At 34.3% G+C, this 12,493-nt stretch carries 9 protein-coding genes; 8 read left to right on the top strand and 1 reads right to left on the bottom strand.

Going from position 1 to position 12,493, the window contains the following annotated elements; translation table 11 throughout:
• Positions 1-27 precede the first annotated feature (27 nt).
• On the bottom strand, positions 28-2,436 hold the full coding sequence (lon, locus tag FDY99_RS11605; protein WP_139421622.1) for an endopeptidase La: 2,409 nt from the start codon (positions 2,434-2,436) through the stop codon (positions 28-30).
• Between the two features lie 258 nt (positions 2,437-2,694).
• Here lon and FDY99_RS11610 point away from each other — a divergent pair, with 258 nt between their 5' ends.
• From FDY99_RS11610 to FDY99_RS11645, 8 genes are all read left to right on the top strand, one after another.
• Complete coding sequence (locus FDY99_RS11610; protein WP_139421624.1) at positions 2,695-4,836, top strand: peptidylprolyl isomerase; 2,142 nt, start codon at positions 2,695-2,697, stop codon at positions 4,834-4,836.
• 129 nt (positions 4,837-4,965) lie between these two features.
• The gene (locus FDY99_RS11615) at positions 4,966-5,916 is read left to right on the top strand and encodes an MlaD family protein (RefSeq protein ID WP_074230392.1); all 951 of its coding nucleotides are present in this window, start codon (positions 4,966-4,968) and stop codon (positions 5,914-5,916) included.
• An 11-nt stretch (positions 5,917-5,927) separates the two neighbouring features.
• On the top strand, positions 5,928-7,259 hold the full coding sequence (locus FDY99_RS11620; protein ID WP_139421626.1) for a (Fe-S)-binding protein: 1,332 nt from the start codon (positions 5,928-5,930) through the stop codon (positions 7,257-7,259).
• A gap of 83 nt (positions 7,260-7,342) precedes the next feature.
• The gene (locus tag FDY99_RS11625) at positions 7,343-8,128 is read left to right on the top strand and encodes a (Fe-S)-binding protein (protein ID WP_074230390.1); all 786 of its coding nucleotides are present in this window, start codon (positions 7,343-7,345) and stop codon (positions 8,126-8,128) included.
• Positions 8,129-8,161: 33 nt separating this feature from the next.
• The gene (locus FDY99_RS11630) at positions 8,162-9,292 is read left to right on the top strand and encodes a hypothetical protein (RefSeq protein ID WP_139421628.1); all 1,131 of its coding nucleotides are present in this window, start codon (positions 8,162-8,164) and stop codon (positions 9,290-9,292) included.
• Between the two features lie 24 nt (positions 9,293-9,316).
• On the top strand, positions 9,317-9,805 hold the full coding sequence (locus FDY99_RS11635) for a hypothetical protein (protein WP_076562001.1): 489 nt from the start codon (positions 9,317-9,319) through the stop codon (positions 9,803-9,805).
• Positions 9,806-9,885: 80 nt separating this feature from the next.
• Positions 9,886-11,028 (top strand): glycosyltransferase, encoded by a 1,143-nt coding sequence (locus FDY99_RS11640; RefSeq protein ID WP_139421630.1) that lies wholly within the window; start codon positions 9,886-9,888, stop codon positions 11,026-11,028.
• On the top strand, positions 11,025-12,287 hold the full coding sequence (locus tag FDY99_RS11645) for an oligosaccharide flippase family protein (RefSeq protein ID WP_139421632.1): 1,263 nt from the start codon (positions 11,025-11,027) through the stop codon (positions 12,285-12,287). Before FDY99_RS11640 ends, FDY99_RS11645 begins: the two co-directional genes overlap by 4 nt.
• The last annotated feature ends 206 nt before the right edge of the window (positions 12,288-12,493 follow it).

Here is a 12,493-nt window from a genome sequence, read left to right on the forward strand (position 1 = left end):
TGAGGTTTTATGTTTATTATTGAATATTTATTTTTCGATGGCCAGTTCCAGTACTTCTTTCATCCAGCTTACGTAGTTTACTTTCAGGTTTTTTAGGTAATCCTGCTTTATTTCTTCCACATCTTTTCTGTTGGCTTCGCAGAGAATCACTTCTTTGATTCCGGCTCTTGTTGCAGCGAGTAATTTTTCTTTAATTCCGCCTACAGGAAGTACTTTTCCACGTAAAGTAATTTCACCGGTCATTGCAAGATGAGGTTTTACTTTTTTGTTTTTGAATGAAGAAACCATAGAAGTTAGCATTGCAATTCCTGCAGAAGGCCCGTCTTTTGGTGTAGCTCCTTCAGGAACGTGAACGTGAATGTTTTTCTTTTCCAGATCGTCTTCACTGATTCCCAGATCTTCATGTTTGGCTTTAATGTATTCCAACGCAATGGTTGCAGATTCTTTCATTACCGTTCCCAGATTTCCGGTCATGGTAAGATTTCCTTTTCCGTTGCTTGTGATGCTTTCGATGAATAAGATGTCTCCACCTACGCTTGTCCACGCCAATCCGGTTACTACTCCAGGAACATCTGTCAATTCAGATAAGCTTTTTGGTCTTGGAACGCCTAAGATTTCATCAACTTTATCAACCGTAATTTTAGCATCATATTCTCTTACTAAAGCAGTCTGCAAAGCCACCCAACGTGCAATTGCGGCAATTCTTTTTTCTAAAGTTCTTACGCCGCTTTCCGAAGTATGTGCTTCGATGATATGTTTTAGTTCAGGATTGCCAAGTTTGAATGATTTTGCAGTCAAACCGTTTTCTTCCTGTTGTTTTTTAATTAAATGCCTCTTAGCGATTTCAATTTTCTCCTCCAAAGTATAACCTGCGATTTGAATGACCTCCATTCTGTCTAAAAGCGGAGTTTGGATTGTGGAAAGTGAGTTTGCTGTTGCCAAGAACATTACTTTAGACAAATCATAACCCATTTCTAGGAAGTTGTCGTAGAAAGAGCTGTTTTGTTCAGGATCCAGAACTTCAAGCAATGCTGAGCTAGGATCGCCGTGCATTCCTTTTCCTACTTTATCGATTTCGTCTAAAACAATTACTGGGTTGGAAGTACCAGATTTTTTAATGGATTGAAGAATTCTTCCTGCCATTGCACCAATGTAGGTTTTTCTATGACCACGAATTTCGCTTTCGTCATGAAGTCCACCCAAAGAAACACGCACATATTTTCTTCCCAAAGCATCGGCAACAGATTTTCCTAAAGAGGTTTTACCAACTCCGGGAGGACCTACCAATAATAGGATAGGGGATTTCATGTTATTTTTCAATTTTAAAACAGCCATGTGTTCTAAAATTCTTTTCTTAATATCTTCTAAACCAAAATGAGCTTTATCTAAAACTTTTTCGGCTTTTTCAATATCAAAAGTATCTTTTGTGAAGGTTTCCCAAGGTAAATCTGTAAAGAAATCTAAATAATTTCTCTGAACATTATAATCCGGAGAATTAGGGTTTTGTCTCTGTAGTCGGCCTATTTCCTTCTGGAAATGTTCTTCAACTTCAGGTTTCCAGTTTTTATCTTGTCCTTTTTTAAGCAAGTCTTCAACATCGCTTTCCGGACCACCTCCCAATTCATCCTGAATTGTTCTGATTTGCTGATTCAGGAAATATTCTCTCTGTTGCTTATCTAAATCTTTAGAAGTTTTTTGATGAATTTGATTTCTCAATTCAAGCTTTCGGAAATCCTCGTGCATCATTTCGTAGCACTTTTTGGCTCTTTCCATCAGGCTTTTTTCTTCCAAAAGTTTTTGCTTTTCCAAGTAAGGGAAATTGGCATTTGTGCTCACAAAATTCAATAAATCTTCATTGTTACTAATGTTTTTTATAGCAAAATTGGCAGCATTCGGAATGTTAGGATCAAGCTCAATAATTTTTAGAGCTAAATCTTTAATGTTTTCCAGTAATGCTTCGTATTCCTCTTTGTTTTTAGCTTTTGTATCTTTTAATTTAGATATTTCAGCTTTAAAATAAGGTTGAGATTCTACGATTTTTTTTACTTTAAATCGATGGAATCCTTTGGTAATAGCAGTGATGTTTCCTTCCGGAAGCTTAATAATCTTAATGATTTTGGCTAAAGTTCCTGTGTGATAAAGATCTTTTTCGGTAGGTTGCTCGATGTCAGAGTTTTTCTGACTCACAATTCCTATATAATCACCGTTTTGTTGCGCTTCTTCAAGAAGTTGTATAGAGGTCTTTCTTCCTGCAGTGATAGGAATTACCACATTTGGGAACATCACCATGTTTCTTACCGGAAGTATCGGGAAAATGTTTTGCTCAGAGCTTTTCTCATTATCCATATTTAGGTCAGAAAGGTTGATTTCTTCGGCTACTATGTTAAAACCATCGCCAAGAATATCATCAAAATTTATATCTTCAAATTCTGTCATAATAAATCGAATGACAAATTGTCATTTTCAGTTTAAGTCGTTATAATGATATTTCACAATTTGCTTAGAGAAAGCAATATGTATGAACTGTATATTAAATTGACAATATTAATGCCATTTGATAATCGTCAAAAAATACGGTCAAAATTTCCATTTTCACAGTATTTGAATTTTAAAAATTAAAAACACGACTTATATTTCTGTAATTTCTTAAAAATGTGTATTTTCGCACACTGATATAAAAACTATATTTATAAAATGGCAATTTTAGGACAGATTAGGAGTAGACCTTGGCTTTTGATGGGAATGATCGCATTGGCGCTTTTGGCGTTTTTGGTAAACCCGGAAAGCCTTGATAAGGTTTTTGGTAAAAACCCTGATGTTTTAGGAAAAGTAAATGGTGAGAAAATTACTCGTGAAGAGTATAATGACCAGCTTTTCGTATTACAACAACAAGCAGAGCAGCAAGGTCAACCAAAAAACGGACTTGAAGAACAAGCTTGGCAACTACTTGTACAGTCGAAATTGGTAAAACAGCAATTTGAAAAAATGGGCTTCGAAATGACAGATGATCTATTCTGGAATCAGCTTCAGTTTGATCAAATGTTTGCACAAAACCAACAGCTTTTTGACGAAAAAGGGAATTTCAAGCTTCAGGAATTAAAAAAAGAAATTGAAACTCTAAAGAATACAAACCCTGAAGGATACAATCAATGGTTGAAAACTAGAAAGACCATTGAGTACAGAATTATGGCAAGACAGGTTTTTGCTAATGTTTCTGCAGGTATCACTACTGGTAAAAAAGAAGCTGAAGAATTAATGAAAGAAAGAGATCAGCTTGCTGATATCGATTTTGTAAAAGTAGATTACGCTTCTTATCTTCAGAAAAATAAGATCAAGGTTACAACTGAGGATTTAGCTAATTATATCAAAGCACATCCAGTACAGTTTAAAACTGAGCCAAGCAGAAATTTAGGAATTGCATTTTTCCCTTCTCAGCCAAGTCCGGCAGATGAAGCTGCAGTACAAAAAGATATTACCAAAATATTTTCTGGAGGTACTGATGCAAGCGATGGAAAAGAAAACTTCCAGAACACGACTAATGATTCTATGTTTGTAATGGCAAATTCAGATATGCCTTACAACAATGCTTATGTTCAGGCAAACCAAATGCCTCAAGGATTACAAGGGAAAATTGAAGCGGCTGCAATCGGACAGGTTTTCGGACCTTACAAAGAACAGAATCTTTATGTATTGTCTAAATTAATTGACAAAAAACCTTCAGATTCTACGTTGTCAAACCATATCTTGATCGCTTACAAAGGAGCTGAAAGATCTACAGCGACAAGAACTAAAGAAGAAGCTAAAAAAATTGCTGACAGTTTAATGGCTAGAATTAAAGCTAATCCTGCAAAATTTGCAGAAGGTCTTAAGCTTTCTGACGAACCAGGTGCTGTTGAAAGAAAAGGAAGTGTGGGTTGGACGACTCCTCAAAGTCAGTTCGCTCCAGGTTATTTAGCATTTTTAGCAAACAATCCTAAAGGCGCTACAGGTTTAGCAGAAACAGCTTTCGGTTATCACATCATCAATATTGAAGATAAAAAAGCTGGGGCAATGGGTTATAAAATTGCTCATATCGTGAAAACGATCAAGCCTTCTGAAGCTACAGAGGCTGAAGTTGATAAGAAAGCAAGAAGATTTATCCAGCAGATTCAAGGGAAATCATTCAATGATTTTGTAAATATTGCTAAAAAATCAAACTACCAATATTCTAACGCTAAATCTGCAAAAAGATTTGACGGTCAGCTTCAAGGTTTAGGAACTGATAAAGACGGTGAAATTATCGCTTGGGCTTTTGATAAGAAAAGAGAAAAAGGTGATACAGAATTCTTCACTGTAGAAGGTACAGGAGATAAAGTAGTTGTTTACTTAAACGGAAAACAAGAAAAAGGTCTTGCAGATCCGGAATCCGTAAGAGATCAGATAGAAACAGTAGTTCAGAATAAATTGGCAGCTAAGCAAATTTCTGAGAAAATCGGAAAAGCAGGAAGCCTAGATCAGGTGGCTACAAAATTTGCAACAACTAAGCAATCGGCTCAGGTTAACATGCTTAATCCTTCTGTAGCAGGAGCGATGGAGCCTAAAGTTGCTGGTGCTGCGTTTGGTATTGCAAAAGGAAAAGTTTCAAATCCAATCGAAGGCGGTACTGGTGTTTATGTTATCGTTAAAAAGAACGAAACAATCAATAAACAACCAGGAGATGTAAAACAATTTACAGAATCTGTTACCCAGAGAAATGCAGGAATGTTTGGTCAGGCTTGGTTAAAGAGCTTACAAGACAATGCAGATATCGATGATTACAGAATTGAAATCTGGAGTAAATTAGGAAATCAACAATAAGATTCTAATTTAAAAAATATAAAAGCGCCAAAGTAATTTTGGCGCTTTTTTTGTATTTAACGCAGAGCAATAAAGAGAAACATTAATTTAAAATGTACTATATTTGCTACATTAGAAAAAATTTAACAAGTGAAATTCAGTAAAGAATTAAAGGCTGGTTTAATTGCGCTTTTAGCCATCGTCGGCTTCGTGATTTTATTTCAGTTTATGAAAGGCAGAAGCCTTTTTACTACCGACAATATATTTTACGCAAAATATGATAACGTAGAAGGTCTTGCACAGTCTTCTCCGGTTTCCATCAATGGTCTGAAAGTAGGGCAGGTTGATAAAATCATCCCTCAGACAGGCAAAGATGGTAAACTTCATTTTGTCGTAAAGATTACCGTAGATGATAATTTTGAATTTTCAAAAAATTCAAATCTTGAGATTTTTGAGCCAAGCTTAATGGGTGGTAAAGAAATGAGAGTGAATCTTTTTTATGGTGGTCCTACTGCAAAAGACGGAGATACTTTGAAAGGTGCTTTCAAGCTAGGAATGATGAACAGTCTTTCTTCTCAGGTTGGTCCTGTGAAAGACCAGTTGCAAACAGTTTTGCATAGAGTAGATTCTTTGATGGCAAATGCTAATCAGGTAATGAATGCTCAAAACAGAGAAGAAATCAGAATATTGCTTCACAACCTAAACAAAACTGTAGGTGCATTAGAAACTACAGCAGGAAACGTAAACAAATTGGTTGGTAACAATGATCCTAAACTTCAGAAAGTTCTTGATGAAGCAAGTTTAACCATGCAAAGTGGTAAAACAACTTTAGACAAATACGGAAATCTTGCGGAAAGCATCGATACCAAACAATTGAATCAGACAATTGCTAATTTAGATCAAACTGTTGGAAAATTAAACGGTGTGATTTCAGGTATTGACAGAGGTGAAGGTAGTTTAGGGAAGATTATGAAAGATGATCAGTTGTACAACAACCTGAACTCTGCATCTACCAATCTGAACTCTTTAATCGAGGATATGAAAGCGAATCCTAAGAGATATATTAATTTCTCAGTTTTCGGTAAGAATAGTAAAGACTAAAAATCTACAATATGCAGTATCTTGATAATGTATTTTTTCTGATTTTACTTATTGCAGGTTTCGGGCTTTTTGGAAAAAGTCTTCTGAAGATCTATAGAAATATCAGATTAGGACGAGAAATTAATCGCAGCGACAGAAAAGCTGAGCGTTGGGAAACCATGGCAAGAGTTGCGATGGGACAAAGCAGAATGACGGCAAGACCTGTTGCAGGTGTTTTGCACCTTTTTGTTTACGTCGGTTTCGTAATTATTAATATCGAATTAGTCGAAATTATCGTTGACGGAATCTTCGGAACTCACCGTTTTCTATCAACAATTTTTGGTCATACTTTTTATAATTTTTTCACGGCGACATTAGAAGTTTTAGCACTTTTAGTGATTGTAGGAGTTGTTCTTTTCTTCATCCGTAGAAATTTTTACGGAGTGAAAAGATTGACGATGAAAGAACTTTTCGGATGGCCAAAAAATGATGCCAACTGGATTTTGATCATTGAATTTGCTTTAATGCTTGCTTTCTTCACGATGAATTCTTCAGATTTTATTTTACAGCAAAGAGGAGTTTTAGCAGCACATGGAAGCTTTCCAATTAGCGAAATGACTTTGGTTCCGTTCCTGGAAATTTTCAGTTTTGATAATATCTTTTTAGAAGTTGTTGAAAGAGGAGCTTGGTGGTTCCACTTCATAGGGATTCTGTTCTTTATGAATTACCTTTATTATTCTAAACATTTACATATTATTCTTGCGTTTCCAAGTACTTGGTACGCCAATCTTGATTTGTACGGAAAATTCAATAATCTTGAGTCTGTTACCAAAGAGATCAAATTGATGATGGATCCGAATGCAGATCCTTACGCAGCTCCAGCTGAAGGTGCAGAAGAAGCTCCGTCGAAATTTGGTGCAGAAGATATTTTTGATTTGAACCAGGTTCAGTTATTGAATGCTTATTCATGTACAGAATGTGGAAGATGTACTTCTGTTTGTCCGGCAAATATTACAGGTAAAAAGCTTTCACCGAGAGCTATTTTAATGAAAACGAGAGACCGTTTGGAAGAAGTTGGTAGAAATATCGATAAAAACGGAAAGTTTAAAGATGATGGTAAAAAATTGTTGAACGACTACATCACGAAAGAAGAACTTTGGGCTTGTACTACTTGTAATGCTTGTACACAGGCTTGTCCAGTATTGCTTGACCCGCTTTCTATTATTTTCGAAATGAGAAGATTCTTGGTGATGGAGCAATCAGCAGCACCACAGGAACTGAATCTGATGATGACCAATGTAGAAAACAATGCCGCACCTTGGCAATACAATCAGGCAGACCGTCTGAACTGGGCAAAAGACTAATTAATCTAATAATGTAAAAATGTAACGATGTAACAATCACTGGTAAACTGTTACACTGTTATATTAATAAATTTGAAACTGATATGGATTTCAATATAAAAACAATGGCGGATTACGCAATGGAAGGCAAATCTCCGGAAGTTCTTTTCTGGGTAGGTTGCGCTGGAAGTTTCGATGATAGAGCCAAAAAAATAACCAAAGCATTCTGCAAAATTTTAAATAAAATAGGTGTTGAATTCGCTGTTTTAGGACAGGAAGAAAGCTGTACAGGTGATCCCGCAAAACGTGCCGGAAACGAGTTTGTTTTCCAGATGATGGCAATGACGAACATTGAAGTTCTGAATGCTTATGAAGTGAAAAAAATCGTTACGGCTTGTCCGCACTGTTTCAATACCCTTAAAAATGAATATCCTAATTTAGGTGGAAACTATGAAGTAATTCATCATACTCAATTCTTAAAAGAATTGATGAATGAAGGCAGACTGAAGATTGAAGGCGGAAGTTTTAAAGGTAAAAAAATCACATTCCACGATCCTTGTTATTTGGGAAGAGCCAATGATGAGTATGAAGCTCCAAGAATGCTTTTAGAAAAGCTGGATGCCGAATTGGTTGAAATGAAACGTTGCAAAACCAATGGCCTTTGTTGCGGCGCAGGTGGAGCACAGATGTTTAAAGAACCTGAAAAAGGTAAAAAAGATATCAATGTAGAAAGAACAGAAGAAGCACTTTCTTTCGAGCCTAAAATCATTGCAACAGGTTGCCCTTTCTGCAACACGATGTTGACGGATGGCGTAAAACATTTTAATAAAAATAACGAAGTTGAAGTAAAAGATATCGTAGAACTTTTGGCTGAAGCTGAAGATTTGTAAATATATATTTCCAGAAAGGATAAATCTTGAGTTATGAATTTAAAATGGGGTTTATCCTTTCTTTTTTTTATTATAGGTTTAAGTTTTCTTACTTTTTCCTGCTATCAGAATAGGGTTTATGATTGGGATATGCCTGGATATTTAGGCAGTGTTTATTCCTGGGAATTCCCTGATGATGCAAAAAAAGCACAGGAAAAGGTGTATTCTGATATTGAAAAAGAAGCTTCAAAAACAGAATTCGACGACATTCTTCATTACAATCATGCCAATGAAGTTTTCTACGCAGATTATAAAGCCTTTGGTGAGCAATTGCCCTATTATAAAATTAAACTTGGCTTTAATGCCGCAGTTTATGTATTTTATAAACTAGGATTTACGGGACCTCTTTCGGTTCTTATGGTCAATATTTTTTCCTATTTTATTTGTGGTTTACTGATGTTTTATATTTTAAAACTATTGTTTCCCCAAAATTATTTTATTGCACCGCTACTTTCCTTGTTTGTTTTCTGGTTTCCTCCGGTAAGAGATATGGCGCAAAACCCAACTCCGGATATGTTCGTTTTTGTCTTTCTAATGCTTTTTATCATTAGCCTGCTTCAAAAAAAATCTGAATTACTACAATTTATTTTCCTTCTTTGCTGTGTTTTAATCAGACCAGATTATGTGCTTTTTGCAATGAGTTATCTGTTTATAGTTTTCGTTTTTAAATATTTTAAAGAAAATAAACAGATCAATTATAGTTTAATTCTTCAAGGGTTTTTGATTGCTGTAATCTATATAGCAATTATTAAATATTACAATTATCCGGGCTGGAAAGACCTTTTCTACGACAGTTTCTTTTACAGAAGACCAATAATTTCGGCCGAAAAAGCAGATTTTACTTTTCAGAAGTATTTTGATTTTCTACTATTTAAATTGATCAACTTTAAAAAAATAAGCTTGGCTTCATTGATTTTAGTGGCATTAACTTTTTATTTTTCAAAAGATTGGTGGATCAGAATCTTGTCTTTATTATTCTTTATCAATATTTATATCAAGTTTGTATTTTTCCCGGACAGTGCTAATCTGAGATTCTTTTTAGGTTTTGTTCTTTTGCTTTTTATTGTACTTCTGTATGCATTAAGCAAAAAGTACAATGGTTTCCAACTCAGGAAAATTCCGTAATTTTACTCTTTAAATTTATTCAGAATGAAAATTGAAGAATCTAATATTGTTGAAGCAAACGATTACAGAGTTATTATATATCCCGCATCAAGACCTTTCACTACAAAAGAAGCCAAAGTAATTACCGAAAAATTATATGATTTCTTGGCAGGTTGGGCAGCGCACGGAAAACCGCTTTCGTCATCTTTTAAAATTGAAAAAAATCAGTTTATCGTTATCTGTGTAGACGAAGAAAAAGAAATGGCTTCAGGCTGCAGCATCGATGCTTTAGGCAAAATAATGAGAGAGATTGACGAAGAATACCAATTGGGATTATTCGACAGAATGAAAGCCAGCTTTGTAGAAAACGGAGAAGTAAAGACCTTAAAGCTTATCGATTTTAAAAATAAAATCAGAAGCGGAGAACTTTCAAAAGACATCGAAGTTTTTGATTTCTCAAAAAACACGTATTTAGAATTTTTAGGAAACTTTTTATTGCCTTTCAGTAAAAGTTGGGCAGTTACCATAAAATAATTCCTTAATAAAATAATGAAAATTCCTCTTGGTTTCTGATTCGTAGAAACTGATGAGGAATTTTTTGAATAAGCACTTCTATGCCAAAAATTCTATTCTTAACCACTGCCCATAATTTTGATGATGACAGAATCTTTTTTCATCAGGCAAAAGAATTGATTACATCTGGTTTTGAAGTGAAAATTTGTAGTTTAACAGCGGAATTTAAAGGCGGAATTGATGGTATTGAGATAGAATCTTTTAATATTTTAAATCAATCTGTACAGACAAAAATTCAAAAGTTTATAAAAGTCTGCAGTTCTTTTCAGCCGGATTGTATTATCTGTTCTGAACCTATTGCCGTATTTGCAGCAAACAAATTTCGTAAAACGAAAAAAGTAAGTGTTGTTTATGATATTACAGAATGGTATCCTGCGATGTCGATGCTTCAGAATTACAATTTTTTGATGAAATGGGTTCACGGAATAAAATTTTTCTTGGTTCAGTTGTATGCAGGTTTTTTAAGCACTTATTTTATCTTTGGTGAAGAGACCAAAAAGTTTCCATTGGCTTATTTTTTTCCTTTTAAAAATAAAATCATTCTGCCTTATTATCCTCACGAACGGTTCGTTTCTGAAAGCATTAAGGAATTAAAGCCAAATGAAATAACACTTTGTTACACAGGCGCAATTTCAGAAGATAAAGGAATCGGGAATTTTTTCAATGCTGTTGAAGAACTTCATAAAAGAAATCCTCATTTAAATATCAAAATTCTGATTGTCGGTTCTGCGAGAAAAAAAGCGGACGAAATTTATTTCTCGGATATTCTTGCCAAATCTTCGGTGAAAAATATTGAGATAAGAAAACCAACTTCTTTCGAAGAATTTACAAAAGCTTTTGCTGATGCCGATATTTGTTTTGATCTGAGAGCTTTTAATTTTGAAAATCATCATTCGCTGCCTATCAAATTATTCTATTACATGGGGGCGGGAAAACCGATTATTTATTCAAGCTTGAAAGGAATAAGAAAACATATGAATGTTTCCAGTTTTGGATATTTGGTGAATCCGAAAAATTCTAAAAAAATTGCAGATCGTATTGAAGTCTATCTTAACGAACCGCAACTGTATCATCTTCATGCAACCAATACCAGAAAAGAGTTTATGCAAAATTACAATTGGAATGTCATCAAGAATTCTTTTGTTAACTTTATCAAAAATTCTTTACCAAAAAACAACCCATGAAGCAGCTTAAAGTTGTTCAGACTTTTATTTCAAGGTTCTTGATTTTGATATTGAGCTTTGGTCTGGTCATCTTTTCTACCAACATGTGGGGAAGTGAAGGAAAAGGCACGATCTCAATTGTGATTGCCAATGTTGCTCTGGTTAGTTTTTTCAGCAGTATTTTTTCGGGAAGCAGCACCTCTTATTTTGCCAGAAAATTTAAGGTAGAGCAGGTTTTGGTTTACTCTTATCTTTGGTCGCTCATTGTAGGAACTGCGGTTCCTTTGATATTCAGTTTTGCGGCCATTCAGAATGAATTTTTGTATTATTTGATTGGTATTTCTGTTCTTTCATCATTATTATCGACCAATATTAGTCTGTTTATTGGCACGCAGAACATTCGCTTTTTCAATATTTATACTGTTTTACAGCAGCTTGTTCATGTTTTGTTTATCGCAATTCTGATTTATATCGTTAAACTGAAAGATGTTTCGGTTTACTTTTTAGCGCAGATTTTCTGCTTAGCATTGCTGTTTCTGACGAGTCTTATTCTAATCCTGAAAAAATGTAAATTTTCAGAGTTTTCATTTTCAAAATCGGTATTCATCAATATGTTCGAATACGGTTGGAAAACCCAGTTAAGCGCATTTATTCAGTTCTTGAATTATAGGCTTTCTTTTTATTTTTTAGAATACTTTGAAGGAATTGCTGTTGTCGGGATATTTTCTATCGGAATCACATTTTCAGAAGCAATATGGACGATTACAAGAAGTATCGCAGTCGTTCTCTATTCTGATGTCGTAAATAGCGAAAGTAGGGAAGAATCTATTGTTAAAACTAAATCTTCACTTAAGCTTTCATTCTCTTTGATGCTTGTTTTTGTATTGGGAATTCTGATTATTCCGGATTTTGTGTACCCATTTATTTTTGGAAAAGAATTTAGTGAAACCAAACTCATTATGCTTTTATTAGCTCCCGGAATTTTGGCAATTGCAGTAAGTGACATGATTGGTTATTATTTTTCAGGAATTAAAGAGTTGAAAGTATTAAATATAAAATCGATTGTAGGATTATTGATAACGGTTATTTTTTCGCTTTTTGCCATTCCAAAATGGGGAATTTGGGGCGCCTGTTTTGTAACGACCTTATCTTATGTCGTTTCTGCAGCGATATTATTTTGGAAATTTTATCAGTCTACAGATTTTAAAATTAAAGATTATATTATTTCTAAAGATGAAATTAATGCATTGATTAAAACTTTTTCTAAAAAAAGCAATTGAAATTTTCCTGGTTAAAATCTAATACCAAATCCTTATTTTTACCAATTAATTTAATAAGATAAGTTAAAACCTGTTATGCATTTTGAAGATGCTTTAAATTAATATTTAATCAATTGTATTTCTTTGATAAATGAAATGCCATTGTTTATCCTAAATAATTATTTCTATAAAAAACTTGGTCTTTCTTAGCGATTAAACAACGCAAG

It is taken from the genome of Chryseobacterium mulctrae, assembly GCF_006175945.1.
Classification (GTDB): domain Bacteria; phylum Bacteroidota; class Bacteroidia; order Flavobacteriales; family Weeksellaceae; genus Chryseobacterium; species Chryseobacterium mulctrae.

Excerpts from the sequence above, each read along its gene's own strand:
- FDY99_RS11630 (WP_139421628.1), top strand. The coding sequence starts at position 8,162 with ATGAATTTAAAATGGGGTTTATCCTTTCTTTTTTTTATTATAGGTTTA.
- FDY99_RS11645 (WP_139421632.1), top strand. The coding sequence starts at position 11,025 with ATGAAGCAGCTTAAAGTTGTTCAGACTTTTATTTCAAGGTTCTTGATT.
- FDY99_RS11610 (WP_139421624.1), top strand. The coding sequence starts at position 2,695 with ATGGCAATTTTAGGACAGATTAGGAGTAGACCTTGGCTTTTGATGGGA.
- FDY99_RS11625 (WP_074230390.1), top strand. The coding sequence starts at position 7,343 with ATGGATTTCAATATAAAAACAATGGCGGATTACGCAATGGAAGGCAAA.
- FDY99_RS11635 (WP_076562001.1), top strand. The coding sequence starts at position 9,317 with ATGAAAATTGAAGAATCTAATATTGTTGAAGCAAACGATTACAGAGTT.
- FDY99_RS11620 (WP_139421626.1), top strand. The coding sequence starts at position 5,928 with ATGCAGTATCTTGATAATGTATTTTTTCTGATTTTACTTATTGCAGGT.
- FDY99_RS11640 (WP_139421630.1), top strand. The coding sequence starts at position 9,886 with ATGCCAAAAATTCTATTCTTAACCACTGCCCATAATTTTGATGATGAC.
- lon (WP_139421622.1), bottom strand. The coding sequence starts at position 2,436 with ATGACAGAATTTGAAGATATAAATTTTGATGATATTCTTGGCGATGGT.